The organism is Streptomyces sp. NPDC001020, assembly GCF_053599115.1.
On the sequence record NZ_JBSFLQ010000006.1, the window covers coordinates 239,753 to 264,544 of the forward strand.

The following is a 24,792-nucleotide window of genomic DNA, read 5'->3' on the forward strand; positions in this document are numbered from 1 at the left end:
GCCTGCCATCATCCGCGCACCCGCTCCCTGGCGACAGGCCGATGTCTCCACTCGGCGGTGCCGGTTCCGGCCGCATCGCCGAGTGAAGGTGCCCGCCACGGCCGTACGCGGCGGTGGCGCCACCAGCCAAGCAGCCACTGACCACAGGCTGCGGGCGGGATCAACGCACTGGTGAGCAGCATGTCCGTCACTTCCTGGGCGGTGCGCGGGCCACGAAGAATCCGCGTCAACGCCAACTCGGCAGTACCGGCGAGCCAGACCGCCGTGAGTGCCCCGGCCGCTCGTGGTCGGCGCATGGCCGCACAGGCGGCTGCCGCTGCCGCGGCGCCGGTGACCGCGAGGTGGGCCGGCAACCGGCCACGCCTGGCGCCGGCCCTGCGCCACCAGCCGCGTCCGTGCAGTCGCGTCATCAACACATCGTCGGCGTTGCCTGCCTGGGCCCGGACCGAGACCCAGCGGTCCGTCCGGCGCACGGGATGCGTCGTCTCCCGACCGCCGACGATCAACGTCCATCCCGCGTCCTTCACCCGCAGGGCGAGATCGGCGTCCTCGCGGAAGGCGCGTCGGAAGCGCTCGTCGAATCCGCCCACCGCCTCGAGGGCCTGGCGGCGGTAGGCCATGTCGGCGGTGATCCAACGGGCGGTGGCCAACGAGCCCGTGCAGCGCTCCCAGTCGGTCGGCGCGCGGTCGGGGGGCAGCGGTACCCGGATGCGGCCCTGCACGCCGCCGACCTCCGGCGCCGCCCGCGACAGGTCCTGGGCCAGCTCACCCGCCCACTGCTCACCGGGCAGTGTGTCGTCGTCGAGGAAGACGACCCACGGCTGCGTGGTGGCCCTCCATCCGGCGTTGCGGGCAGCAGCCGGGCCGCTGCCGCAACTCGCCACGATCTCCACTCGGTCGCGCAGTGCCGTGGGGATGGTCACCGGCAACGGGTGGCAGTCGCTCAGCGGTCGGTCATCGACGATGACCACTCGGCGCGGTGGAGTTCCGACGCCGTGAGCCAAAGCGGCCAGGCATACGTTCAAACTGGGCCGCCCGACAGTGGGGACGACCACCGCGTAGTGGACTTCGGTCTCGTTCACGGCAGTACCTCCCTCGCGGTCCGATCGCGGTCGAACATCCGAGCCCGCCGGACCGCGAACGGCCCGATGGCCAACAGGTCGATCGGGCTCGAACCGAAGCACTCCAGTGCGTCACGCGGATCGTCGACCATCGGGCGTCCGGCCGTGTTGAGGCTTGTGTTGACCACCACCGGCAGCCCGGTGCGACGTTCGAACTGCTCCAGCATCCTGGCGACCAGGGGTTCACGTTCCGGGTCCACCGTTTGGATGCGGGCGGTGCCGTCCACGTGTACGACGGCGGGTATGCGCTCGCGCCACGGCTCGGCCACCTGGTGGACGAAGAGCATGTACGGGCTGGGCAGAGGGCCGTGGAACACCTCGGCGGCTCGATCTGCGAGAACCATGGGGGCCACCGGGCGGAACTGCTCACGACCCTTGACGTCATTGAGCCGCTCCAGGTTTCCCGCATGTCCGGGGTGGGCCAGCAGCGAACGGTGCCCCAAGGCCCGCGGCCCGAACTCGGCGCGGCCCTGGAACCAGGCGACGATGGCGTTGTCCGCCAGAGCGTCGGCGACCGCGGCCGCGATGTCGGGGGGCCGCTCGTAGCAGACCGCGGCCCGCTTCAGCCATGCCTCCAGTTCGGCTTCCGACCACCCCCGGCCGAGATCCACCCCGGACATGGGGCGCGGACGGTCACCGCGCATGGCCGCGATCCGCAGCGCCGCGCCCAGAGCGGTCCCGGCATCACCAGCCGCAGGCTGGACCCACACCCTGTCGAAGGGCCCCTCGTGCTCGATGCGGGAGCTGGCTACGCAGTTGAGGGCCACCCCGCCGGCCATCGTCAGCAGCCGGTCGTGAGTGCGTCCGTGCAGCCAGCGCGCGAGGTCGAGGAGCACCTCCTCAAGCACCTTCTGGGCGGAGGCGGCGAGGTCGGCGTGCTGCTGGTTCCACGCCTCGTCATCGTGACGCGCGTTGGCGAACTCCGCCCAGGGCACGCCTGTGGCACGGAAACCGCCGTCTCCCGTGGCGTACACATACCGCCGCAGCTCCTGTGCCATGCGTGGAGTGCCGTAGGAAGCGAGAGCCATCACCTTGTACTCGTCGCTGGACCGCAAGAAGCCGAGGTGCTGGGTGAGTTCCTCGTAGAACAGCCCCATTGAATGCGGCAGACGCTGGCTCGCCAGAGGCTCCAGGTGTTCCCGCGTCCGGCGCGCGGCCAGGTGTGAGGTCGATTCCCCACGACCGTCCAGTACGAGTACGGAGCAGGGGTCGGCGTCACCGTCCGCGGCGTACCCGGCCGACGCGGCGTGCGCTTCGTGGTGCGGCACGAAGACGACCTGTTGCGTGGTCAGACCGGGAAGCGCCTCGGCGAGGAACTGCGGCGCCTGCCAGGCGTAGGTCTGCCGGAGATGGTCCCACGGATCGTCCAGCCCCAACTCTTCCGCGCTGTCGGCCAGTGCGGGGTGATAGGAGTAGCCGACCAGATCGATGTCCTGTGGCCTGATACTGGCCTCCGACAGGCACCAGGCGACGGCACGTTCCGGAAGTTCCCACGCAGAGAAGGGAACCGGCCGTTTGCCGTGCTTTCGTCGGGAGAACCGCTCCTCCTCGGCCGCGGCCACCACCCGTCCATCGATGACGAGAGCTGCGGCAGGGTCGTGGAAGAGGGCGTTGACGCCCAGGATGCGCATGTCGGCGCGCCTTTCGTCTGCTGGCCTGCTGCTACGGTCCCAAGCGATGCTCGGGTGCCCGTGAAGTCAGGTCTCCGGATGGTCGCGGAACCAGGCGACGGTACGGGCCAGCCCCTCGCGTGCGGACGTCCGTGGTTCCCAGTCGAGCTTGTCGCGCGCCAGTGAGATGTCCGGACAGCGAACTGATGGATCGTCAGTGGGGCGTTCGACGAAACGGATGTCCGACCGTGAGTCGCACAACTCGATGATGAGCCGCGCGAGTTCGAGCATGCTCAGTTCGCAGGCGTTGCCGACGTTGATCGGGCCCGAAAGCTCTGATTCCGCCACGGCCAGCACACCGTCGACGGTGTCGTCGACGTAGGTGATGGACCGTGTCTGGCTGCCGTCCCCGGCGACGGTCAGCGGCTCGCCGGCCAGTGCCTGGCGGATGAAGGTGGGAACCGCACGGCCGTCCCGAGCGCGCATGCGCGGCCCATAGGCGTTGAACAGCCGCACGATCGCGGTGTCCACGCCGTGCACTCCGGACTCGGCCGTGGTGAGCGCCTCCGCGTACCGCTTCGCCTCGTCGTACACACTCCGTGGACCGACCGGGTTGACATTGCCCCAGTAGCGCTCGCTCTGCGGATTCTGTTGCGGATCGCCGTACACCTCGGACGTCGAGGCGAAGACGAAGCGGGCCCGGTGTTCCCTGGCGAGCGCCAGCGCGTGGGCGGTACCGAGGCTGCCGGACTCGAGAGTGTGGAGCGGAAGCCTCAGGTAGTCGGCTGGTGACGCGGGTGAGGCGAAGTGGAGCACCAGGTCCACCGGTGCGGGCACGGTGAACGGCTCGGTGACGTCCGTCCGTAGCAGTGTGAAGCCATCCTGCTCGGTCAAATGGGCGACATTGGCGGGGGAGCCCGTGCAGAAGTCGTCCAGACAGACCACCTGGGCACCTTGCCCGATGAGAGCCGTACACAAGTGGGAGCCGACGAACCCCGCTCCGCCGGTCACCACCGCCCTTCGCCACCGTTGCCTGGGAGCCCGCATGGCTTCTCCTCCCGGTCGGTAGAGCGCCTCCGCGCAGGCCGAAGCCGATTCGCGCCGCTGATGGCGTCTGAGTACTCAGCCTGCGTCAGCCATCCGTGTTGCGCGACTTGAGAAGCGTTTGGGGCCGGCGCGGGCCGGGGACGCCGCGGCGGAGGCGAAGCCCCCGGTGCTGACGGGCGGTCGAGTCTGCTCCGACTCGAACTCGTGGCTGTCGTTCGACTGCTCGGGCCTGCGGGCCCCGGTCAGCCGTCCGCCGGTTGACAACTGCGCTCTGCGTCGCGCCGGGCGAGGAGGGTGAGCAGATCGGAGACGGTCAGCCCCTCCTCGGCCGGGTGCCGAAGGAGCGTGCCCGGCTCGATGCGGTAGGTGTTGGAGCGCCCCTCTCGGGTGTGGGTGAGGTAACCGCCCTGCTCCAGGTCAGAGATGATCTTCTGGACGGCCCGTTCCGTGAGCCGGCAGTGAGCCGCGATGTCACGGATGCGGGCGGTCTGGTCCTGAGCGATCGCGACCAGCACACGTGCGTGATTGGTCAGGAACGTCCATCCGGTATGCGGCTCAGGTACTCCACCCATGCCTCGAGGATAGGCACCGGCATTCATGAATAGAAAGAGACGAAACGGAATTCATGTAACTGTTGACATCTGATGCGCGACGGGTCGAGCCTGTGAGGGGGACATACGAGCGGACAAGCTCGGGAGGCACAGCTATGGCGAAGCGCCCAGTCCTCCAGTTCGAGGAGTCATGCGAGGCCTCCTCTCCCATGCCGCGTGTCGGCCCGTCGGCAGGCCTTCTGCCGCCCTGCCTGACCGTGGAGACACGCGGCGCAGGAGACCGGACGGCCGTCCTCGTGTCGGGCGAACTCGACATCGGCACGGAGCGGGCGCTGCGGGATGCCTTGCACGACGCGTTGCGCTGCTCGGTCAGCGGCGTCGATCTCGATCTCGCCGGAGTGGACTTCTGCGACTGCTCCGGCCTCAATGCCCTGCTGTTGGTGCGCCGCCGGGCGCTGCGGGACGCCAAGACCCTCGTGCTCACCGCGACCGGCTCCGCGGTCGGGAGACTGCTCTCGCTGACCGGTACACGATCCCTGTTCGACCCGGCCGGGACCGTGGTGGACGGCTCTGCCCGGCGCTCCGGGGAGTGCCCCGTCAAGGAACGCGCCCCCGTGCCGGCGGGCAAGCGGTCCGACGACACCGAACAGAACCTGCATATCGAACTGGTCCAGCTCAGGCGCGCCATGCAGACCCGGCCGGTGATCGACCTGGCGCGCGGGGTCCTGATGGCCTCGTTCACGCTGAGTGCTCAGGATGCCTGGAGCGTGCTGGTCACCGTCTCCCAGCGGACCAACATCAAACTGCACCGGGTCGCCCAGGACGTGGTGGAAGCCGTGGAGGGCGATGCCCCGCCCGAACCGATACGACAGGAACTGACGACGGCGGTCCGCGCGCTGCGGGAGACCGGTTCGAGGGCCGCGCAGACGAGGGTCGGAGAACACCTCACGCAGGGGCTCTGAGGGCGCTTTTGCCTTGGTGCCATGCTTCGAGCAGTGTGGTGGCCAGACGTCGGTCCAGTTCCCCGGTGGCAGTTATGCCGAAGACGACGTCAGGCTCGAGACCTGGCTCGTCGGTCAGCAGTCCGCCGATGACTTCACGGCGAACGACCTGCTCGTGTACGGCGTCGGCCTCCACATGTTCGGTGTAGAAACGTTCGGCGGCCGGGCCGGCGCCGGTACGCCGCATTGCCTGCGCCAAGCGTCTCGAATCGGGTGACGAGGCCACCTCGACCGACGCAAAGTGCCCCACCAGCGCGCCACGCCAGATCCGGTGCAGTCCGAAGAGAGACATCAGATTGACCGTGGCCAGGGCCTCGGCGGGCGCGGCGTCCAGGTAGTGGCCGTATGTGTTGTCCAGTCCCAGGTCAGCCATGAGCTCCGCGAAGAGCACGGCGTGGATGTCCTCGGCACGGCCGGCTCCGAACTCGTCGTATTCCACGGCCGCCATGCCTGCCTTGGCCCTGCCCCGCAACCTCGGGATGACCCATGCGTGAGGATCGGCCTCCTTCAAGTGGTAGAGAGATCGCAGAGCCGCGTATTCACGCAACTGCCAGAGTTCAGCCTTGCGTTGAAGGTAGTGGCTGACACTGGTCCCGTCCTCTCGAACGGGTTCGACCAGGAGTTCGTCCAGCGCCTCGTGCACGGATCTGCCTTCCACACCGACGTCACGCCGGAGGGCACCGATGAAGTGGTCCTCCAGGGCGGAACGCAGCTCCAGCAGAGAGGCGTCCCACTCCCGACGGGGATCGACACCCTCGAAGCCCCAGTAGTGCAACTCGTACAGGCTGTAGAGAGCGAGCTGCACGTCATCGCCGTACGGATCCGTCCCGGCGACGTCTTCGGATGACGGCAGCCGTACCGTGCCTCCTGTCAGCGCTGTCAGGACGGCGGACGACAAGAAGCCCCGGGGCGATGGCGGCGCGGGCCCCGCGGGCGTGAGTGAGGATGCGGCTGGGAAGATCATGACGAGCTGCCCTCCTCCTCGGCGCGTGTCCCGGTGGGCAGGGTGGCCCGGCGGCGGTGACTGGTATCGCACCACGGGTAGATGCCACTGCGTCGACATGTACATATCGCCACGAGGAACCGAGTGGACACGGCCACGGTGCCGTCATCGAGCGTGATCTCAACCGGGCCCGGCACGAGCATCGGGCCGTCGCCGGTCAGTGTGATGCGACATGATCGATCGGGTTTGCTCGGCACGAATGATCACCAGCTCTTCGAATTCTTCGTGAGGGCCGACCAGTTGACGGTCGCGAAGCCAGGCAAGTCGTGATCGCAGGACGGGCCCGAACGGTGTGTGCATGCGGTCGCTGACGGTGGCCCGAAGTCCGAAGCCGGACAGTATTCCCAGGGTCGTGTCGATTCCGCTCAGCGCGGACTGCACCATCAGCAGGACGCCGCCGGGGCGCAATGCGCGCGGCACTTCCTCGCAGATGCGGTCCAGGACCGCGCGTCCGTCGTGCCCGGCGTTCCACGCCTCCCCGGATCCGCCTTGCCCGTCACCGTCACCCGGGACCCGAGCAGGGGTCGGGACATAGGGCGGGTTACTGACCACGAGATCGAATGTCCGGCCACTCACCGGGGACAACAGGTCTCCGCGGCACACGTTCACACGCTGCCCGGCCCGCTGAGCGTTCAGGCGGGCGGTGATCACGGCGTGCCAGGCAATGTCCGTGGCGGTGACCCGCGCACCTTGTTGCGCCGCGTAAACGGCCAGTGTTCCATTGCCCGTCCCCAGTTCCAGGAGGTCCATCCCCGGACCGGGCCCCTCCCGGCGAAGTGCCCGCGCCAGGAAGAAGGTGTCGGTTTGTGGCGTGTACACCCCTGCTGGGGTCGCGAGGGACGGCAGCCATGGGGGCACGACGATCACCGCCATGGGGCACCTCCGTTCCGGGGCTCGGCGCAGCAGTGTGGCTCTTCTTCAACCGTCCGCCGTCAGCGGCGGCACTGCTGGCGCACGGACCGCGCCGGATTTTCGGGTACCCGACGGCCGCGGACGCACACGCCGGCACGGCCTGCCCGATCACGAGCGTCGCGTCAGCAGAGCGGTGACCGCTGTCCGAGACACTGCGTGAACGATTGCCATCGCGGTACCCGCAACCACAACGGCACACTCATGCGGGCACTGGTCATCGCCTGTGGTGGCTTCGGGGCGCGGGCGACGGAAGGACAGGGGCGATTTCATGCCCGAACTGCCGGATGTCGAAGCATTCCGTCAGGTACTCATGACCTGCGGTTGTCGGCGGTGTGTCGTGGACGTCGATGTGCTGGATGCCGGGGTTCTCCGAGGTGTCACCGAGAAACGGCTGCGTGGTGAACTGAGGGGAAGACGCCTTGGAAAGCCGTGGCGGCACGGTAAATGGCTGTTCGCGCCAACGGACGGCGGACCTGTACTCGTCTGTCATTTCGGCATGACGGGATCTCTGCGGTGCTGTCGCCCGGATGAACCGATTGAACGGCATGACCGCATCGTGTTCACTCTCGACGACACCCGAAACCTACGTTATCGCGATCAACGCAAGCTTCATGGCGTGCAGTTGGCCGACATGAACGCTCTCGACCGGATTCTGGACGGTCTGGGACCCGACGCCTTGACCGTGGACCGAGCGGACTTCCAGGAACTGCTGTCGGGGCGACGAGGTGCTGTCAAGAGTGCGCTGATGGACCAGTCCATGATTGCCGGTCTCGGGAATCTCCTGTGTGACGAGATCCTCTGGCGGGCCCGTGTCGATCCCAGGATCCCGGCTCGGAACCTGAGCGAGACGGCACTTCGGCGCATCCACACCGCGATGGGCCGAGTACTTGACGCATCCGTGCGCGCCGGCTGCGTGCCGCCGCGACGGTCCTGGCTCACCGGGCGCAGGGACGACAGCGAGCCGCTGTGTCCCCGCTGCGGCCGATCCCTGCATTCGAGTCGTGTGACCGGACGCCGCACGGTATGGTGCCCGGCGTGCCAGGCCGAACGAGGTTCCCCGTGAGCTGACGGTCGAACGGCCGAAGTCCGGCACCTGTTCCCGCCGTCAGTCGCGAACGCGAGGAAGCACCTCGGCGCGATAGAAGTCGAAGAAGCCCTGCTGGTCCTTGCCGATCTGACCGACGTACACCGTGTCGAATCCGGCATCTGCGTAGGCCGTCAGCGCTTCGATGTGTGCGGCAGGGTCATTGCCGCAGGGTACGGACTTTCCGACGCGCTCCTGCGTGACGAGTTCGGAAGCCTGCTCGAAGTGGCGGGGTGTCGGCAGAATCTGCGGGAGTTCTCCGGGCAGGTATTCGTTGGCCCACAGGTGGTGCGCGGTCCGTACGGCCTCGTCCTTGTCCGGCCCCCAGCACACCTTCAGCCCGGCGTAGGCCGGTTTGGTGTCGCCCCCGTTTCGCCGGAAGCGCTCGATCAGGTCGGTGTCGGGCATCATCGTGATCAGTCCGTCGCCGATCCGCCCGGCCGTCTCCGCGGACTGCGGCCCGAACGCGGAGACGTCGATCGGTACCGGTGCGTCGGGTCGGGTGTACAGACGGGCGTTTTCCACGGTGTAGTGGGTGCCGCGATGGCTGGTCTGCTTACCGGTGAACAACTGCCGGATGATCTGGAGCGCCTCCTCGAGCATCTCGCGCCGTATCGGGGCCGCGGGCCAGGGGCCGCCGAGGATGTGCTCGTTGAGGGCTTCGCCCGTGCCCACTCCCAGCCGGAACTTGCCGTTCAACTGCACTGCGGCGGTGGCCGCCGCCTGTGCGACCACGGCAGGGTGCGTGCGCACCAGGGGGCAGGTCACGGCCGTCTCCACCGGGAGGGAAACGGCCTGCGAGAGAGCGCCGATCACCGACCAGACGAGGGGACTCTGCCCCTGGTTGTCGTTCCAGGGATGGAAGTGGTCCGAGATCCACAATGCGGTGAAGCCCGCCTGCTCGGCCATCCGTGCTTGTTCCACGAGTGCATCCGGGCCGTGCTCCTCGCATGACAGGAAGTACCCGAATTCGGTCATCACGCCTCCCGGTGGATCGTGTCCGGTCCGGCCGAGTACCCGGGTAACCGCCAGGTGGAACTCGGGCTCACGTCTGGGAGGGCCTCGAGCTGTGGTCTACGGCGCGCTCATCGCTGATGCGGTGTGCCTGGATCACTTGAGGATGCGGCGCTGCAGTCTTGGCGCGAGTTCTTTACGGATCTCGGCAGGAAGGGGGCCACCCTGAGCCCAGCTGAGAACCAACTCCGCGACGTTGCGCAGCTTGGTGTTGGTGCACATCGACGTCTCACGGAGAGCGTCCCATGCTTCTTCCGGAGTGATCCGCCCAACGGCGACGAGGACGCCGATCGCCTGGTCGATCACTGCGTGCGAGGTGACCGCGCGCTGGAGCTGAGCCACCTGGCTCTCCAGATCCCTGGTTCGATCGGGGTGCGTCTCCAACTCCTGAAGCACGCTGGGATGCTTGCCGGTGTGTACGTCCACGTCGCCTCCGTGGTGTGAGTGTGTCCGACACTCCATGACCCGCTTGCCCTGTCCTGCTCGGCGTAAGCAGTGCTTGGTCCGTAGGGCGTTTTCCCTCATCACCGTTCCACCGAAGCCGTGGCTGTGCAAAACGAGCGGCTCGTGGTGTGGAAACGCGGCGATGGACGGTGGTCGCCTCGCCGGTCGACCCAGCCGCCGGATCGCGTCCGGACCCCGAAACTCCGCTGCCTCGGCGAGCTGACGCAACGCGGGCCTGCCCGGGTGGCTCGACGGCCTTTGGTACCCCGCAGTGAGTCAGGCACAACACGTGTCGAGCCGGTCCGCTTGCCGCGAGGGACGCGTACTCCTGGCCCCGCGGCTCACAGTGCGGCGTGAAAAGCCGCCGCGCGGGAACCCGAACGGTCCGTCCGGCACCAGCGCACTCGCATCAAGGGAGTGCGGCAGCCCCCGCAGGAAGTCCGAACGCCTGCGCGAGGTGAGACGGAACCAGCCCTGACAGGACAAGTGAAAGGCGGATACACGATGACGCACGGCGGAAATGTGATCGCGGAACTGACGGCCGACCATCGGGAAGTCGAAGAGATCTTCGGCAGGATCCAATCCACGACCGCCCAAGGCCAGGAGCTGCGTGATCTCGTCGACGAGGTCACCATCGAGTTGGTACGGCACTCGGTTGCCGAGGAGCAGTACCTGTACCCGGCGGTTCGCGAGCATGTCGAGGGCGGCGACCGGATCGCCGACGAGGAAGTCGAGGATCACAGCCGTGTCGAGAAGCTCCTCAAGCAACTGGAGAAGACGAAGACCGACGACCCCCAGATGAGCCCGCTGCTGCAGCAGCTCATGGAAGAGGTAGCCGCTCACGTCGAGGACGAGGAGAACAACCTCTTCCCGCTGCTGCGTCAGGCCTGCTCATCCAAGACGCTCGGCGATCTCGGGGACAGCATCCGGCGGGCCAAGGCCATGGCCCCGACCCGCCCGCACCCCGCCGCCCCGGACACTCCGCCCGCGAACAAGCTCCTCGCACCGGGCGCCGGCCTGGTCGACAGGGCCCGCGACTTCGTCACCGGCCGCGGCAGGTCCTGACCGGCCCCTCCCATACCCGGGAGCTGGACAGCGGCCTTGCGGCAGGCACCGGGGCCGGACGGCCGATGTTCGGCCCCGGTACCCCCGGGGCGGACCGTGACGTGGGTCATGCACTCTCCCCAGGGCAGCCGCCTACACTGGTTCGCCACAAGCGGGGCAGCGCGGCTCCGCGAACCAGCTCGCGGGACCGTTCAGCCCGGCAATGCGAGCGTGCTCCAAAGGGACCGATCGCAGTGCCCACCGATCTGACATCCGTCATAGCCGCGTCCACCCGCTGGCTCCAGTCCGCCTATCCAGCGCCCGCAGGCGCGCTCAACCGGGCGCTGGCCGAGGCTCAGGCCCGCCAGGCCGTCACGCTCGCCGCCGCCCTGCGCTTCCCCACCGGCCTCGACGTGCAGCTGCTCCACTTCCTCGGACCCAGTGGAGCCCACCGATTGGACTGGCTCACCGGGTGCGACCCGCACCCCGATGATGCCGCCTGGCGGACCTGGGTCGACGAGACCGTCGTGAGCTGGGCGGCCTGCCTTCTGGCCGACGGCTCTCTGGTCACCCTCGCCCACCAAGCCCTCCACACGAGCGAGCATCACGTCGAAGCCGGCGGCCTCCAGCGCCTGACCACCCCCGGTGCCCGAGACATCGAAGCCGCTGCCCTGCTCCGACACCCCGACCTCCTCGAAGGCATCGCTGCCCTGCACCGGGCGCAGCTTGTCGAGCTCCTGAACGTCGGCAACGCCGCGCTGTCGTGACGCCTCCCCAAGTGCACCGGCCGGGGTTTCCAAGCCGACCCTGAACCGTGGGCGGGTACGTCCCCGTAACGCTGCCGCCCCCCGGACGGTCGCGGGCCCCACGTCGGCTGCATTACCGTCTGAGGTCGGTTACGTTGGTGAAGCACCTGGTCAGAGGGGGTAGCAAGCTGTAACCCACCGGGGACGTTCCATGACCGGCCTGACCGTCATCCTGCTGCTCGTGGTTCTGGCCACAGCTGTGACGACCGGGGCTCGGCGCTGGAGCATGCCCGCCCCGTCGCTCCTGGTTGTCGCCGGTCTGATCGTCGGGATGGTGCCCTGGGTTCCCGAGGTTCGCCTGCCGCCTCATGTGATCAACGTGCTGGTACTGCCGCCACTGCTCTTCGCCTCGGCCGGAGAGGTCTCCGTCCGTGACCTGCGCACCGTGTGGCGGCCCGTGACCGGCCTGGTCTTCGGCCTGGTCCTCGCCTCGGCCATCGCTGTCGGGTACGTCGCCCGAGCGATCACACCGCTCACCGCCGCGGCCGCGTTCATCCTCGGCTCCGTCCTGGCCAGCACCGACCCCGTGGCCGTTTCGGCGCTCGGCCGGCGCCTGTCCCTCCCACCGCGCGTGCAGGTGATGGTGCAGGCGGAGAGCCTGTTCAACGATGCCACGTCCCTGGTGCTGTACAAGGTCGCCGTGGTCACCGCGGTTTCCGGCAGCGCCATCACCGTGAGCGGAACCATCGAGCAGTTCCTGGTTCTCGCAGGCGGCGGAGCCCTCGTCGGCGCGGTCGTCGCCGGTGTGGTGGCCCTCATCCGCAGACGGACCGAGGACCCCATGCTGGAGACCGTGATCGCATTGGTCACGCCGTACGCCTCGTACGTCATCGCGGAGGATGCACACACCTCCGGCGTGACTGCCGTCATCGTGTCCGGGGTGGTCCTCGGCAGCACCAGCCACAAGCTCAGCAACGCCCCCGTCCGCCTTCAGGTCCACGCCGTCTACAACACCGTGACCTTCCTCCTGGAGAGCGTCGTCTTCGCTCTCATCGGCCTCGAACTCCCCTCCGCCGTCCGTCAGCTCGCGCACGACGAGCACGGCTGGCCGCTGTGGGTCCCGTTGATCGTCTTCACCCTGCTGGCCATCCGCCTGCTGTGGATCTTCCCGCTGTCCGCCCTGATCCACTACCGGCACAAGGAGGGCGACAGTCGCCTCTCCTGGCGCGTTCCGGCCGTCCTGTCCTGGGCAGGCACCCGAGGCGTCATGCCACTGGCCGCCGCACTCTCCATCCCCCTGGCCACCCACACAGGGGCGCCGCTGCCGCACCGGGCCCTCATCCTCATGCTCACCACCGGGACCGTCGCGCTCACTCTCGTCTTCCAGGGATTCACCCTCGCCCCTGTCGTCCGCCTGTCCGGCATCGCTGTGAAGCCCGAGCACTCCGCGCGTGAGGAAGCCCGGACCCGCCGGCACATCGCGAAGGCCGCTCTCGAAGAGCTCAAACAGCTCGGCGACCTGGATCAGCTCGCGGATCTGGGTGCCGCCGCCGAGGCCGCCTTGAAACAGGCCCGTCGTCATCTGGAGGCGCGCATCCACCAGGTTGAAGACGCCCACTACAGCGACCCGGACGCCCGTCCTGCCGACGCCTACCGAGAGATACGTCGGACACTCATCGCCATTGAGGCGGCCGAGCTCCAGCGTCTCTACAAGGAGAACAAGATCAGCAACGCCACCCGGCGCCGGATCCAGCGGGAGCTCGACCTCGAAGAAGCCAGCCTCCGCGCCCACGGCTGACCACCGGTCCCGGCAACCGCCGGCCGAAGCGCCTACGCGGCCTCGCTCGAGCAACCCGTCCTCGCCCCGCACGTCAGCCCGACCCGCGACGAGGCCGAGCGGTTCCGCGACTACTGGCGCCTATGGGGCCCACCTCCCACTCGAGGTGGTGGTCGCGCCGCACCGTGCGATCGTCGTTCCCCTGGTCGACTATCTGGAGGCGCCGCACCGGCAGCATCCGGATCTCACCCTGACCGTCGTCCTGCCCGAAATCGTGGTCAGACACTGCTGGCACCGCCTGCTGCACAACCAGGTCGCACCCCGGCTGCGCCGCGCTCTGCGCCACCTGCCCAAGATCGTCGTGATCACGATCCCGTTCCATGTACCGGCCTGAGGGCTGCCGTCGCGCGCCCGCCAGGGATTACGGGACAGCTCGTAGTCAGGGTCGACAAGCCTCAGCAGGCCTCGGGTCTCCGCCCGGCGGGCGGCCCTGCAGGCCGCCGGTCACTGTCCACGGCCGGTGACGTAGTCCCGGACCCGGTCGACGAGGCCGAGGCCGGGGGCCAGCAGCTTGTTGACCGGTGGCGTGGTGGGAGCCGCCGGATGGGGACGTGTGGGAGCGGTCTTCTTCGCGTCGCGGATCTTCTGCCCGAGAAGCTCCAGCACATAAGGGTGGACACCGTCACGCAGCCGGGCGAACAGGTTGTTCTCCTCGTCGGCGACATGGGCCGCAACCTCGACCCGCAACTCACGGACCAGCACGTCGAAGTCGAGGGCGTCCGACTCGCGACTCTCCAGATCCTTCAGCAGCCGCTCGACACGGCTGTGATCGGCGATCTCCTTGTCCGCCAGCACATCGCCGTCCTCCAGATGGTCGCGGACGGCCGGGTAGAGGTGTTGCTCCTCGGCGACCGAGTGCCGGACGAGTTCGATCGTGATCGCGTCGATCAGCCGCTTGCGGTCGGCACCGCTGGGACTCGCGGCGTCGAGCTGTTCGAAGAGTTCGTCGATCTCGCGGTGGTCACGGGTCAGCTCCGCGATTACATCGTCACCGTGTCCCATGGGTATTGCCTCCTGGGGGTTCGCAGTCGGCGATCCGGCTGCCCGCAGGACGCGTGCGGGGCCGTGAGCCGGCCGCAGCGCAGCGTCTGCGATCATCCTGGACTGTCACCCTAACCTTGCGTGACGTTCCGGGCTTCTCGGTCGCACCCATGGGCGTTGGGCACCGCACTGGCTAGGGTGCGAACATGTGGTATGAGCGCAAAGCGGGACGTATCGGAAGGTCGCACGGCCGCCCGGGCGCGCCACCTGCTTCTCGTGATTCCGCTCGGCCTGATCGTCGCGATCGCGATCACGGACATCCTGACCCCGGGTATCCAGCTGGGTCCGTTGTTGATCGTCGCCCCCGCCATCACCGCGTCTTTCGCGGGTCCGCTCCTCACCGGGCTCATGGGCGTTCTGGCCGTGACAGGGCAGTTCCTCGTGCCCATCGTTCAAGGCACTCCGATCACCACAAGCCTGCAAGCGCAGGTCCTCGGTATCACGGTGGTCTCCGGATTCCTGGTCGCCCTCCGCTATGTGCGCGGTCGACAGGAGCGGCAGCTTGCACGAACACGCTCCGTGGCGATAGCCACGCAGGAAGTCCTGATGCGGCCCCTTCCCCGAAGGTCCGGCCCCTTGCGCATCGCGACCGACTACATCGCAGCCGAGAAGGAGGCTCAGGTCGGCGGTGACCTGTACGCGGCTGTGCGCTACGACGGCGCGACTCGGCTGGTCATAGGCGATGTCCGAGGCAAGGGGCTGCACGCCATCGAGGACACCTCCCTCCTGCTCGGGGCTTTTCACGGCTCCGCCTATCGCAACCTCCCGCTGCGTCGCATGGTGATGCACCTGGGGCACGCCATGCACTGGAAGTGGGCGTGCGATTCCGACGACGCCCCCGAGGCCGACGAGGCATTCGTGACCGCTCTGGTGCTGGACATACCCGATGACGTCGGACCGGTGAAGATGATCAGCTGTGGCCATCCGCCACCCCTGCTGCTGCGTGAAGGCCGAGTCAGCCCTCTGGAGGCGCACAGTCCGGCATGCCCGCTCGGCTTGACCGCGCCCTCCGAGGACCAGTACGTGGTCGAGGCCTTCGGCTTCGAGCCGGGCGACATCCTGTTCCTGTACACCGACGGAGTCATAGAGGCACGGAACCCGGAAGGCACCTTCTACCCGTTGTCCGCGCGGATCGCCACCTGGGACGGCAACGGCGGTCCGGAGCGCCTCGTCCAGTACGTCCACAAGGACCTGCTCAACCACGCGAAGGGATACATCGGCGACGACGCCGCCATCATCGCCGTCGAACGCCTCCCCCGATGACCTTGTCGTCTTGGGTCAGCTGATCGGATCCGGCTTGGCGACCCGCTTGGCCGCTCTCGGCAACCGGACCCCTGCCGGGAGCGGCTGGACTCGGTTTTGCCCGGCCGGGAAGACCGTCACTCGGCGGTGGGCCGAAGGCGCCGGGAGAGCAGTACGCCGATCAGGGCCAGCAGCGCCGTGAGGGCGACCAGGCCGGCCAGCGTCGTACGGGTGGTGGAGTCGTAGTGCTTGGCGATGGCCAGCGCCGCGCCACCGAGACCTGCGACCACACCGGTGGCGAGGGCGACATCGTGCTCCTGCCGATCGAACTCCGACAGGATCGGCCCGACGGTTCCCTCGATCAGCTCGCACGCCTCCTGATGCGACTTGACTCAAGCAAGCTCGGGTTGCGGTTCCGGCTGCCGCACTGGTGCGGCCATCGGTTCCCACAGTCTGGTGGTCCGCACGTAGCCGTAAATCACTGAGGCAAGCGCCAGAATGAGAATCGGCCCGAAGATCCACGGATATTCAGCCATTTCCATCGACAGATAGCGATATGACACCAAAAGCGCAGTGAAGACCGTTGTGCCGTAGGCGACCAGTTGGATTCCCGACCGGTCCCAGCCACGTTCGAGCGAGCGCAGCGCCGCCTCGATCGTGACCGTGAACACCACGCCGGCTACGAGATCCGCACCGTAGTGGTAGCCGAATCCAAGCGTTGCGGTGAGCGTGGCAATCAGCCAGAACGTGCCTGCGAATCGCAGCGCCCGTGGGCCCTTGCGGGAATGAATGAATATGGCGGTAGCCCACGCCGTGTGCAGGCTGGGCATGCAGTTGCGAGGGGTGATCTCGTCGAACGGCATGTGATGCGGGGTACTGATCGGTGTCGGCGTGTCCGGCCACAAGTTGGCCACCGCCCAGTGGCCTCCGTCGGCGCCGTAGGCGAAGATGGGTCCGACCACCGGGAAGATCATGTAGATGCCCGGCCCGAGGAGACCGATGACCAGAAACGTGCGCACGAGATGATGGCGCGGAAAGCGACGCTCGACTGCCACGTTGCGGAGTTGGTACAGCGAAACGACGACCGCGGCCACCGCAAGCTGAGCGTAGACGTAGTCGAGGAGATGGGCGCCGATCGTGCCGGTGGCCGTGACAAACCGGCCTACCAGCCATGACGGGTTGCCCAGCGCGTGATCCGCGGTGGCCACGTACTGGTCGAGTACTGCCGGACGGGTCTTCGACGTGATGAGCAGCCAGGTGTCACCGGTCTTGCGGCCGGCCACCAGCAGCAGGCCCAGTCCGACACCTTTCAGCAACAGGACACGTTCCGGGCCCGTACGGCGTGTGACGGCGATGACCGCACAGCCCAGAATCACCCACAACGCGCCATTGCCGAAAGGATGGCCATCGGTCACCTTGATGTCGGCCGCCCACCGCACCAGCAAGAAGACGACGTCGATGCCGATCGCGGTGCCGGCCGCGATGAGCCGTTGCCGCCAGGTGAGCACCACCATCATCAGCGCCATACTGGCGTACAGCAGGAAACCCGATTTAGGGGCGAATATGACCTCGCGCGCCTGATAGGCCATCGGCCCCGGAAGGCCGTAGTTATGCGCCGCGATCTCCAGCGCGATGAGGAAGCCGAAGGTGACCACACCCGCCGTGGCCCACAGTATCCCCCGTGATTGACGCCACGCGGTGAATGTAGTTCTGCTGTTTATTCGCGAAAGCACCCGCGACGCTTTAGGTATCAACGTTTGGCCAATTTGTTGGAGTTATTTGAATAGGTCACTCTTCGTGCCGGATAGCAGGGTTTCCGGTGAAGGACGGGCGAGGGGGCGCTCGTCGTGAGTTCGATCATGTTATCGGAACGGCGTGAGTGGCTTCGCTGGTGTTGGGTGGCGTGAACGTCGGTCGATCCCGGCTCGGCCTGGCGGCGGGGTGCGGCATGCGTGGAGCGGTCTTGGGCCGGTCGTCCCACCAGCATGTGCCCGCGTCGAACGGCCCGATGCCCTGCGGGAATTACTGAGCCTGATCCAGCACGTGATCTCCAAGTTGGCCCCCATAGACCTGGTCCGGATGCACCCCATGGGCAGCGGCTTCCGGCTCGACCGCGAAGACCCACGGTACGTGCCCGCCCCGAACCAGATGCGGAACGCGGGCATTTGGAACCGAATTGAGGAGTCTCTCGCCACCGCGTGGCAGCGGATCGACAGTGCGCTGCCCGACGTCAAGCAGGCCGAGACCGTCCACGTCGTCGTGATGCTCGGCGACCCGGACTGCGACCCCCCGACGGTCCGCGGCGCGGTACCGGGGCGTGGCCGCCGGTGTCGCGGTCACCGAGAGGCTTCGAGTGACGGACCGGCCGCGGCACCGCCGGTTCTCCCGACGGTGCCGCGGTTGTCCTGCGCTGTCCTACCAGGTCGGTACGGCAGCGGGGTCCTTCCTGTAGGCGTCCACGAACTTAACTGTGGTGTCGCTCACTCCGGGATGGCGGTCGCTCTTGCGTCACTACTAGGAGATATCCAGGACGATCGTCTTGGTTTCCGTGAACGAGTTCAACGCCCAGGAGGAGAGCTCGCGGCCGAGTCCGCTGCTCTTCGCGCCTCCGAAGGGCGCCAGCTGGTCCCAGTAGTTGGTGGTCTCGTTGATCAGCACGGTGCCGTGCTGCAGCCCGTCGACGAAACGCCACGCCTCGCGCAGATCCTGGGTGAACGCGGCGGCGTTCAGTCCGAATTCCGTGGAATTGGCGATGTCGATGGCCTCGTCCGTCGTCGAGAAGGCGATGATCGGAGCGACGGGCCCGAACGTCTCCTCACGGGCAATGCGCATCTCCTGGGTGACACCGGTGAGGATCGTCGGCGGGTACAGGCGCCCTTGAGCCTCACCGACCTGGAAGACCTGCGCGCCGGCCGCACGGGCCTGCTCGACGTGGGATTCGACCTGGCGCAGCGTCGCGTCGTTGCACAGCGGGCCCATGTCGGTCAGTTCGTCGAGCGGGTCTCCGACATGCAGTTCTCGCGTCTTCGCCCGCAGCCGCTCCACGAAGGTGTCGTGCACGGACTCGTGCACCAGAACCCGCTCTGCGGCGGTGCACACCTGACCGGCCATGTAGAAGCAGCCAGTGACGGTCGCCGCCACGGCGCGGTCCACGTCGGCGTCGTGGTTGACGATGATCGGACCGTTGCCGCCGAGTTCGAGCAGGGTGCGCTTGAGTTCCTTGCCTGCCGCGGCTGCGATTCGGCGGCCCACGCTGGTGCTACCGGTGAAGAACAGACCGCGCACGTCGGGGTCTTCCACCAGCGCCTGGCCCGCCGGTCCGTAACCCGGCACGAAGTTGACCACGCCGGGCGGGAAGCCCGCGTCGCTCAGTACCCGAAGGTACCGCGCGGTGCTGCCGGGGCAGTACTCCGACGGCTTCCACACGACCGTGTTGCCCGCGATCAGCGCGTAGGTGATCGCGATGGCCGGGATGTCCACCGGAAAGTTGAACGGCGAGATCACCCCCACGACGCCGAGGGGGTACTGCTGGACGAAGGTCCGCTTGCTGTTCGTGCGCGTCTCGGAGTTGGGCAGGGTCATCCCGCGGAAGCGAAGCATGTCCTCCGCGGCCCGCCGGAAGTGGCCCCAGCCGTACTGGACCATCTCCTCTCGGGACTCACGGATGGTCTTGCCCATCTCTCGGCTGATCGCCTGCGCGATCTCCTCGTTCGCTTCAGCGCACAACTCGTTGGCCCGGTACATCAGGTCGACCTTGTCCAGCAGCGGAACCGCGGCCCAGTCGGCCTGGGCCTTCCTGGCCGCCTGAACCGCACGAGCCACGTCGGCCGCCTCGCACACCGTGAACGTCCCCAGAGTCGATCCGTCGTAGGCCGACGTGTACTGGGCCGGCCCCGCCGAGCCCTCGGTCCACTCGCCGTCGATGTATGCCTGCACGTGGAGGTCGCCCATGCTCATTCCTCGAGTTCGTCGCTTGCCGGGAGGTGCCACTGTCTTCGCCGTCGTGGCGTCCGCACCAGGCGACCGGAGTCAGAATCAAGGCGGCTGGATCGTGCTTGCGTACGAACGTCCGTTGCCGGGTACGCCACCGACCGCGGCACAGCGGCGTCAGGGATCAGGCGAACCCGTGCCGTCGACGGGTCAGTGCCCCTGACCGGGAATACGCGTCGCTTCGTATGCCTCGAGCGCAAGCCACAGCTCCGCGACACCGTGCGTGGTGTCCAGCGCGCGCCCGCTCAACTCGGCCACCCGGCCCATGCGGTAGACCAGTGTCTGCTTGTGGATGTGCAGCCGGGCCGCTGCCCGCTGCCAAGAGCGGTTTTCCTCCAGGAACACCCGCAGCGAGTGCGTGAGCCGGGCGTCGTGGGCCGCGTCGTATTCGAGCAGGGGCGTCAGCACGTTACGCACGATGGCCTCTGCTTCTCCCGCCGAGCGCGGCGGCAGCAGCTGACCTTCGCCGTGCCGCGCCACGGCCTGGCGCCTGGTCACGGCTTCCGACAGAGCGAAGCGCGCCTCCCGTGCCGCCCCCGGGACCTGGCGCTGCTCGCTGACCGGTTCACTCAGCCCGATACGTTCGGCCGCCGTCCGAAGAGTGGCTACCGCCGCTTCTGAGTCGGGGATCGCCACAAGCACCAGATCGTCGCGAACCAGCACCAGGTGGCCGATCCCCTCGTCACCCAGCGCGTGATGCACCTCGGGCCCGTCCGCACGCAACGTCACAGCGGCGACCACCAGATTCGCGCGGGACAGCCCGCGCTCGGCGAGCGCCGGAGCCGAGGCCTCCAGATCGGTACGCCCATCGACCAGTTGCGCCAGCAGGGTCGCCCCGAGGCGGCGTTCGCGCTCCCGGTCCGCATTGCGCCGGGTGAGCACGAAGGCCGCGATGGTCGACGCATGGTGCAACAGGACCGGTTCAGGACGGTGGGCGGCACGCCAGCCGCTCGCCACCAGCGCGGCGCCGCCGAAGCCGGGCACGGCGAGAATCAGCGCGCTCCCGTCGGGCGCCGGGAGCATCGCAGGCGGCCTGTCACCTCGCGACCGGCGCACCGCCACAGTCTGTTCCTTCAGGCCTTCCGGCAGCAGCTCACCACCTTCGAGAAGCCCGCGGCCCGTGGACGTATCGACGAGGCTGAGGCGACAGCCCAGAATGCCCGCCAAGTCCTCTACTATCGCCACGTCAGGGCCCGGCGCCATCGTCCGCAGGCGAAGCATCTCGTAGATGTGCATGGTCCGCCGCAGCAGTTCCTGGCTCTCGGCTTGATTCGACTGCGCGACCACCCGGGCCAACGCGACGAACGGCACCTCGTACCCCGTCTCGATCACCGCGAACCGGTGCTCCTCAGCGGCCCTGAGCATGGCCGGAGTCAGCGGCGGAGCACTCATTTTCTCACCGATCGCCACGCCGGCGATTCCCGCGTTGGCGCAGCGTTCGACGTAGGCGACCTGATCCCGCGCCGACGTGGGGATACCCAGGCCGGTCGTCATCAGCAGGTCGCCCTCGCCGAGCCACTCCCACGGGGCGCTCAGCTCGCAGCTGTGCGCCCAGGTGACGGCCCGCGACAGGGCCGAGGTGCCCGCGAGGAGACGCGACCTCAGATGCGGGGTGTCCAGAAGATCGCCGACCGAGACAGTCATGGTCAGACGATATGCCAAGCGGTTCGTACCTGGTTCTGACCGGGGAACAATTGCCCCTCTCGTCGCACGGCCGAAGACTCGGGACATGTGACCGGACGGCCCCAGGGAGAGGCGACCACATGAGCACCCGAAACGACACCACATACCGAGGCATCAGCCTCTGGCACGACCTGCTGCCCTCCTCCTTGCGCCCGCGCGCCGCTCTCCCCGGCGACCGGGAGTTCGACGTCGCGATCGTCGGCGCCGGATACACCGGGTTGTGGACCGCGTACTACCTTTCCCGGCAGGACCCAGGGCTGCGGATCTGTGTTCTGGAACGTGAGGTGGCGGGCTTCGGCGCATCCGGACGCAACGGAGGCTGGTGCTCGGCCATCTTTCCCACCTCCCTGCGGAAGATCTCCGACACCGCCGGACGCCACGCCGCCATCGCCATGCAGCAGGCCATGAACGACACCGTCGGCGAAATCGCCCGCGTGGTGCGCGAGGAGGACATCGACTGCGACTTCGCGCACGGCGGATATCTCTCCGTCGCACGCAACGCCGCACAACTGACCCGCGCCGAGGCCGAGGTGGCCGGCTGGCGTGAGTGGGGTTTCGGGGACGACCACATGCGCCTGCTACCGGCTCAGGAGGTCAACTCGAGGGTGCGGATGAGCGGTGCGCTCGGCGCCACCTTCACTCCGCACTGCGCCGCACTCCATCCGGCGAAACTTGTGCGCGGGCTAGCCGACACCGTCGAGGCTCGCGGAATCGCGCTCTTCGAACGCACCGAAGTCACCGCTATCGAGCCGGGCTTGGTGCGCACACAGCACGGAACGGTCAGAGTCGAAAGCATCGTCGTCGCCACCGAGGGCTACACCCCTGACCTCCCGGGCGAGCACCGCTCGCTCATCCCCATGTACTCACTCATGGTCGCGACCGACCCACTTCCTGCTTCCTGGTGGGAGCAGTCGGGACTGGAGCAGCGTGAGACCTTCAGCGACAAGCGGCACCTGCGCATCTACGGCCAGCGCACAGCCGACGACCGCATCGCGTTCGGCGGCCGTGGCGCGCCCTACCACTTCGGGTCCCGCATCAGCCCTGCCTACGACCACGCGCCGCGCGTCCACGCCATGCTGCGCTCGATCCTCGCCGACCTCTTCCCGAGTCTGCCTACGGCGCGCTTCACCCACGCGTGGGGCGGCAACCTAGGTATTCCCCGTGACTGGTATCCCTCGGTGCGCTACGACACCCGCTCCGGCATCGGATGGGCCGGCGGATACGTCGGGGACGGGGTGGCCACGGCGAACCTGGCCGGCCGGACCCTCGCGGACCTCATCACCAAGCAGGACAGCGCCCTCACCGCGCTGCCCTGGGTGGGCCGCACGTCCCCCCGCTGGGAACCGGAGCCGCTGCGCTGGCTCGGCGTCAACGCCGTGACCGCGCTCTTCGCGACCGCGGACTGGACGGAGTCCCGGACCGGTCGTCCCTCTCGCGCGGCCCGCACCTTCTGGCGGGTGCTCGGCCACTGAGGCGGCCGACCGGCCACGGCAGTGGCGCCGGGAGCATCGACATCGATTCTCCCGGCACTGCCATGCCCCCTGTGAGGTGTGCCGGTCAGGCGACGACCTCGGCGTCGGCGTCGAGGTACTGGTCGGCGGTCGGGATGAGGTTCCACTCGCTGCGGACGTCCAGCGACCGGCACAGCAACAGGTACAGCAGCCCCGCGACGGGGATGCCCACGAAGAACGCGATATCGACTCCGTTGAGCCACTCGGCGGCGAAGCCTTGGAAGAAGCTCAGGGACATGAACGGCACCATGGCCACGAACGCCGCCCAGTACGCGGCCAGCCCCCGCCAGTTCCAACGCCCGTAGATGCCATGCGGGTTGAAGACCTCACGCACCGAGTAGCGACCGCGGCGGACAAGGAAGTAGTCGACCAGGTTGACCGCTGTCCACGGCGCCATCAGATAGCCGAGCACCGCGAGCACGGTGGTGAAGGTGCCGGAGAGGAAGCCCGTGGGGATGACGATGCCCACCGCCGTCGCGGTCACCGCGATCAACAGGACGGTCACGACGCGGATTCGTCGATCGGGCCGGGTCGCACGGAGGCTGTCGACCGCGCTGATCAGCGTGAGTGAACCACCGTAGATGCACATGGCGTTGAGCAGTAGCAGCCCTGCGGCACCAAGGACGACGACGACCAGGCCAAGGCCGGGAAGGATCTGGTCGGAGGCCTGGTGCAGGGTCGCGATCAGATCGGTCTGCTTGGGGAACGCAACCGCCGCGACCGCGCCCAACGACTCCATCCACAGCACGCCCACACCGGCGCCGAGCGCCGTGTACGCAATGATCGACCGATGGCTCGTGGCAGCGGGCATGTAACGCGAGTAGTCCGACACGAAGAAGGCCCACGAGAGCTGATAGACCGTGGAGGCGGACACCACGACGAAGAACTCTGTCGGCCGGAAGGCACCGTTGACGGTGAACTGGTCGGCCGGAATGCGCCCGGTCACCAGTGACCCGATGGTGAAGACCATCAGCGCGATCACGAGTCCGAGCGAGACGACGCGTTGGCCCACATGCAGCCAGTCATAGCCGTACAAGGCGAACAGGACAGCCACCGCGCCGAGCACCAGCATCCAGATCCAGCCGGGCCCGGCCCCCAGGTCACTGGCGGCCGAACCGAGCGTGTTCACCCCGAACACGACGTAACCCCAGTACACGCCAATCGCGACGAGCCAGATGAACAGCGCGCCGTAGCGGCCGAACTGAGGCCGGGACTGCACCATCTGAGGCAGCCCGAGATGCGGCCCCTGGCTGGCGTGCGCGGCCACCGGGACCGTACCCAGGACGGTCCCCACAGCGAGTGCGATCAAGGTCCACACCAGGTTCAACCCGGACCAGATGCCGATGGCACCGGTGGACAGACTCAGTAGTTGCGCGCTGCCCGCGAACCAGATCGTCGCCTGGTCAGTGAGCCGTCCATGCCGCTCCGCCGCCGGCACGTAGTCGATGGATCGCGCCTCGATGCCGCGCATGGGTATGGGGGAGCCCACCGGCCCAGCTTCTGGCCCGGTGTGTCTTGCGATGGTCATGCCTGTCGGCTCTCTTTCTTGGATCAAGCGGTGAGTTACCTACGGGGCGCCGGCGGACCTTGTGCACCCAGAGCATCAAGGTGCCGACGCCGTGGCAGCCATCCGAACGGCGTCAGAAGTCGGAGCCACCCTCTCGTACGCAACGACAAACCGAGCGTCGACCGCGCGCGATCGCTCTGCCCGGACAGACGATCCGTTCCGGACTCCCCGCCGCGTACCAGGTGCCGACGGCCGACTTTCCGCGTGTGTGCCGACAGCATGTGGCCGGGGGCCGAAGACCGCGGTGTCAGCTCCGGCAAACGACATCTGCGGGCCGTCGGTACCCCCGGCGCGGTAGCCCAGGTCCTGGCGGCGCTGATCGAGAACTCGCTCATGCACGGCGG

General features: G+C 67.8%; 22 protein-coding genes and 2 pseudogenes. 8 read left to right on the forward strand and 16 right to left on the reverse strand.

All coding sequences use genetic code 11. The features are described from left to right. Positions 1-8: 8 nt before the first annotated feature. The 4 genes from ACWDEX_RS07980 to ACWDEX_RS07995 all read right to left on the reverse strand — a co-directional run bounded on the left by ACWDEX_RS07980 (position 9) and on the right by ACWDEX_RS07995 (position 4,350). Positions 9-1,082, reverse strand: a complete 1,074-nt coding sequence (locus tag ACWDEX_RS07980; protein WP_450462400.1) for a glycosyltransferase family 2 protein — start codon at positions 1,080-1,082, stop codon at positions 9-11. Next, positions 1,079-2,752: a carbamoyltransferase family protein gene (locus tag ACWDEX_RS07985; protein ID WP_450462401.1), complete on the reverse strand. Its 1,674-nt coding sequence runs from the start codon at positions 2,750-2,752 to the stop codon at positions 1,079-1,081. Before ACWDEX_RS07985 ends, ACWDEX_RS07980 begins: the two co-directional genes overlap by 4 nt. Positions 2,753-2,818: 66 nt before the next feature. After that, positions 2,819-3,778, reverse strand: a complete 960-nt coding sequence (locus tag ACWDEX_RS07990; RefSeq protein WP_450462402.1) for an NAD-dependent epimerase/dehydratase family protein — start codon at positions 3,776-3,778, stop codon at positions 2,819-2,821. Positions 3,779-4,020: 242 nt separating this feature from the next. Next, positions 4,021-4,350: an ArsR family transcriptional regulator gene (locus ACWDEX_RS07995; RefSeq protein WP_450462403.1), complete on the reverse strand. Its 330-nt coding sequence runs from the start codon at positions 4,348-4,350 to the stop codon at positions 4,021-4,023. A 134-nt stretch (positions 4,351-4,484) separates the two neighbouring features. Between ACWDEX_RS07995 and ACWDEX_RS08000 the strand changes: the two genes are divergently transcribed. After that, positions 4,485-5,291 carry an ANTAR domain-containing protein gene (locus tag ACWDEX_RS08000; protein WP_450462404.1) on the forward strand — a complete coding sequence of 269 codons (807 nt, stop codon included), beginning with the start codon at positions 4,485-4,487 and terminating at the stop codon, positions 5,289-5,291. Here ACWDEX_RS08000 and ACWDEX_RS08005 read toward each other — a convergent pair. From ACWDEX_RS08005 to ACWDEX_RS08015, 3 genes are read right to left on the reverse strand one after another with little or no spacing between them, the layout of a single operon-like run. Next, positions 5,275-6,294 carry an iron-containing redox enzyme family protein gene (locus ACWDEX_RS08005; protein ID WP_450462405.1) on the reverse strand — a complete coding sequence of 340 codons (1,020 nt, stop codon included), beginning with the start codon at positions 6,292-6,294 and terminating at the stop codon, positions 5,275-5,277. The genes ACWDEX_RS08000 and ACWDEX_RS08005 overlap by 17 nt on opposite strands. After that, positions 6,291-6,476: a CDGSH iron-sulfur domain-containing protein gene (locus ACWDEX_RS08010; protein ID WP_450462406.1), complete on the reverse strand. Its 186-nt coding sequence runs from the start codon at positions 6,474-6,476 to the stop codon at positions 6,291-6,293. Before ACWDEX_RS08010 ends, ACWDEX_RS08005 begins: the two co-directional genes overlap by 4 nt. Continuing rightward, the gene (locus tag ACWDEX_RS08015; RefSeq protein WP_450462407.1) at positions 6,454-7,206 is read right to left on the reverse strand and encodes a HemK2/MTQ2 family protein methyltransferase; all 753 of its coding nucleotides are present in this window, start codon (positions 7,204-7,206) and stop codon (positions 6,454-6,456) included. The genes ACWDEX_RS08010 and ACWDEX_RS08015 overlap by 23 nt, the downstream gene beginning before the upstream one ends. Positions 7,207-7,513: 307 nt before the next feature. On the opposite strand from ACWDEX_RS08015, the gene ACWDEX_RS08020 reads away from it, so the two are divergent. Further along, positions 7,514-8,308 (forward strand): Fpg/Nei family DNA glycosylase, encoded by a 795-nt coding sequence (locus tag ACWDEX_RS08020; protein ID WP_450462408.1) that lies wholly within the window; start codon positions 7,514-7,516, stop codon positions 8,306-8,308. Positions 8,309-8,350: 42 nt separating this feature from the next. Here ACWDEX_RS08020 and ACWDEX_RS08025 read toward each other — a convergent pair whose 3' ends face one another. Beyond that, entirely contained in the window at positions 8,351-9,307 is a 957-nt protein-coding gene (locus ACWDEX_RS08025; protein ID WP_450462409.1) for a TIGR03557 family F420-dependent LLM class oxidoreductase, read from the reverse strand. 132 nt (positions 9,308-9,439) lie between these two features. Further along, complete coding sequence (locus ACWDEX_RS08030; protein ID WP_450462410.1) at positions 9,440-9,769, reverse strand: ANTAR domain-containing protein; 330 nt, start codon at positions 9,767-9,769, stop codon at positions 9,440-9,442. A 522-nt stretch (positions 9,770-10,291) separates the two neighbouring features. Here ACWDEX_RS08030 and ACWDEX_RS08035 point away from each other — a divergent pair. The 4 genes and pseudogenes from ACWDEX_RS08035 to ACWDEX_RS08050 form a co-directional block, all read left to right on the forward strand. After that, complete coding sequence (locus ACWDEX_RS08035) at positions 10,292-10,852, forward strand: hemerythrin domain-containing protein (protein WP_450462411.1); 561 nt, start codon at positions 10,292-10,294, stop codon at positions 10,850-10,852. A gap of 233 nt (positions 10,853-11,085) precedes the next feature. Further along, a complete protein-coding gene (locus ACWDEX_RS08040) occupies positions 11,086-11,598 on the forward strand; it encodes a hypothetical protein (RefSeq protein WP_450462412.1) in 513 nt (170 codons plus the stop codon). A 190-nt stretch (positions 11,599-11,788) separates the two neighbouring features. After that, positions 11,789-13,375 (forward strand): Na+/H+ antiporter, encoded by a 1,587-nt coding sequence (locus tag ACWDEX_RS08045; RefSeq protein ID WP_450462413.1) that lies wholly within the window; start codon positions 11,789-11,791, stop codon positions 13,373-13,375. Between the two features lie 30 nt (positions 13,376-13,405). Then, a pseudogene (locus ACWDEX_RS08050) lies at positions 13,406-13,748 on the forward strand (amino acid permease); the annotation flags it as partial. Positions 13,749-13,858: 110 nt separating this feature from the next. On the opposite strand, the gene ACWDEX_RS08055 reads toward ACWDEX_RS08050, so the two are convergent. Beyond that, positions 13,859-14,416, reverse strand: coding sequence for a hemerythrin domain-containing protein (locus ACWDEX_RS08055; RefSeq protein ID WP_450462414.1), 558 nt, complete (start codon positions 14,414-14,416; stop codon positions 13,859-13,861). A 192-nt stretch (positions 14,417-14,608) separates the two neighbouring features. Here ACWDEX_RS08055 and ACWDEX_RS08060 point away from each other — a divergent pair, with 192 nt between their 5' ends. After that, a complete protein-coding gene (locus tag ACWDEX_RS08060; RefSeq protein WP_450462415.1) occupies positions 14,609-15,718 on the forward strand; it encodes a PP2C family protein-serine/threonine phosphatase in 1,110 nt (369 codons plus the stop codon). Positions 15,719-15,834: 116 nt separating this feature from the next. On the opposite strand, the gene ACWDEX_RS08065 is transcribed toward ACWDEX_RS08060, so the two are convergent. From ACWDEX_RS08065 to ACWDEX_RS08085, 5 genes and pseudogenes are all read right to left on the reverse strand, one after another. Then, a complete protein-coding gene (locus ACWDEX_RS08065; protein ID WP_450462416.1) occupies positions 15,835-15,987 on the reverse strand; it encodes a hypothetical protein in 153 nt (50 codons plus the stop codon). Positions 15,988-16,089: 102 nt separating this feature from the next. Continuing rightward, positions 16,090-17,373 carry a phosphatase PAP2 family protein gene (locus ACWDEX_RS08070; protein ID WP_450462431.1) on the reverse strand — a complete coding sequence of 428 codons (1,284 nt, stop codon included), beginning with the start codon at positions 17,371-17,373 and terminating at the stop codon, positions 16,090-16,092. Between the two features lie 838 nt (positions 17,374-18,211). Next, positions 18,212-19,648, reverse strand: a complete 1,437-nt coding sequence (locus tag ACWDEX_RS08075; protein WP_450462417.1) for an aldehyde dehydrogenase family protein — start codon at positions 19,646-19,648, stop codon at positions 18,212-18,214. 189 nt (positions 19,649-19,837) lie between these two features. Continuing rightward, entirely contained in the window at positions 19,838-20,428 is a 591-nt protein-coding gene (locus ACWDEX_RS08080) for a PucR family transcriptional regulator (protein ID WP_450462432.1), read from the reverse strand. 549 nt (positions 20,429-20,977) lie between these two features. After that, positions 20,978-21,475: pseudogene (locus ACWDEX_RS08085) on the reverse strand (PucR family transcriptional regulator ligand-binding domain-containing protein); the annotation flags it as partial. Between ACWDEX_RS08085 and ACWDEX_RS08090 the strand changes: the two are divergent. Then, positions 21,451-22,842, forward strand: a complete 1,392-nt coding sequence (locus ACWDEX_RS08090; RefSeq protein WP_450462418.1) for an NAD(P)/FAD-dependent oxidoreductase — start codon at positions 21,451-21,453, stop codon at positions 22,840-22,842. The pseudogene ACWDEX_RS08085 and the gene ACWDEX_RS08090 sit on opposite strands and share 25 nt — an antisense overlap. Positions 22,843-22,927: 85 nt before the next feature. On the opposite strand, the gene ACWDEX_RS08095 is transcribed toward ACWDEX_RS08090, so the two are convergent. After that, a complete protein-coding gene (locus tag ACWDEX_RS08095; RefSeq protein ID WP_450462419.1) occupies positions 22,928-24,409 on the reverse strand; it encodes a purine-cytosine permease family protein in 1,482 nt (493 codons plus the stop codon). Positions 24,410-24,792 lie beyond the last annotated feature (383 nt).

What these genes read in the sequence shown, in the direction of transcription:
- ACWDEX_RS07985 (WP_450462401.1), bottom strand. Translation starts at nt 2,752, where the DNA reads ATGCGCATCCTGGGCGTCAACGCCCTCTTCCACGACCCTGCCGCAGCT.
- ACWDEX_RS07990 (WP_450462402.1), bottom strand. Translation starts at nt 3,778, where the DNA reads ATGCGGGCTCCCAGGCAACGGTGGCGAAGGGCGGTGGTGACCGGCGGA.
- ACWDEX_RS07995 (WP_450462403.1), bottom strand. Translation starts at nt 4,350, where the DNA reads ATGGGTGGAGTACCTGAGCCGCATACCGGATGGACGTTCCTGACCAAT.
- ACWDEX_RS08000 (WP_450462404.1), top strand. Translation starts at nt 4,485, where the DNA reads ATGGCGAAGCGCCCAGTCCTCCAGTTCGAGGAGTCATGCGAGGCCTCC.
- ACWDEX_RS08005 (WP_450462405.1), bottom strand. Translation starts at nt 6,294, where the DNA reads ATGATCTTCCCAGCCGCATCCTCACTCACGCCCGCGGGGCCCGCGCCG.
- ACWDEX_RS08010 (WP_450462406.1), bottom strand. Translation starts at nt 6,476, where the DNA reads ATGCTCGTGCCGGGCCCGGTTGAGATCACGCTCGATGACGGCACCGTG.
- ACWDEX_RS08015 (WP_450462407.1), bottom strand. Translation starts at nt 7,206, where the DNA reads ATGGCGGTGATCGTCGTGCCCCCATGGCTGCCGTCCCTCGCGACCCCA.
- ACWDEX_RS08020 (WP_450462408.1), top strand. Translation starts at nt 7,514, where the DNA reads ATGCCCGAACTGCCGGATGTCGAAGCATTCCGTCAGGTACTCATGACC.
- ACWDEX_RS08025 (WP_450462409.1), bottom strand. Translation starts at nt 9,307, where the DNA reads ATGACCGAATTCGGGTACTTCCTGTCATGCGAGGAGCACGGCCCGGAT.
- ACWDEX_RS08035 (WP_450462411.1), top strand. Translation starts at nt 10,292, where the DNA reads ATGACGCACGGCGGAAATGTGATCGCGGAACTGACGGCCGACCATCGG.
- ACWDEX_RS08045 (WP_450462413.1), top strand. Translation starts at nt 11,789, where the DNA reads ATGACCGGCCTGACCGTCATCCTGCTGCTCGTGGTTCTGGCCACAGCT.
- ACWDEX_RS08055 (WP_450462414.1), bottom strand. Translation starts at nt 14,416, where the DNA reads ATGGGACACGGTGACGATGTAATCGCGGAGCTGACCCGTGACCACCGC.
- ACWDEX_RS08060 (WP_450462415.1), top strand. Translation starts at nt 14,609, where the DNA reads ATGAGCGCAAAGCGGGACGTATCGGAAGGTCGCACGGCCGCCCGGGCG.
- ACWDEX_RS08075 (WP_450462417.1), bottom strand. Translation starts at nt 19,648, where the DNA reads ATGGGCGACCTCCACGTGCAGGCATACATCGACGGCGAGTGGACCGAG.
- ACWDEX_RS08090 (WP_450462418.1), top strand. Translation starts at nt 21,451, where the DNA reads ATGAGCACCCGAAACGACACCACATACCGAGGCATCAGCCTCTGGCAC.
- ACWDEX_RS08095 (WP_450462419.1), bottom strand. Translation starts at nt 24,409, where the DNA reads ATGACCATCGCAAGACACACCGGGCCAGAAGCTGGGCCGGTGGGCTCC.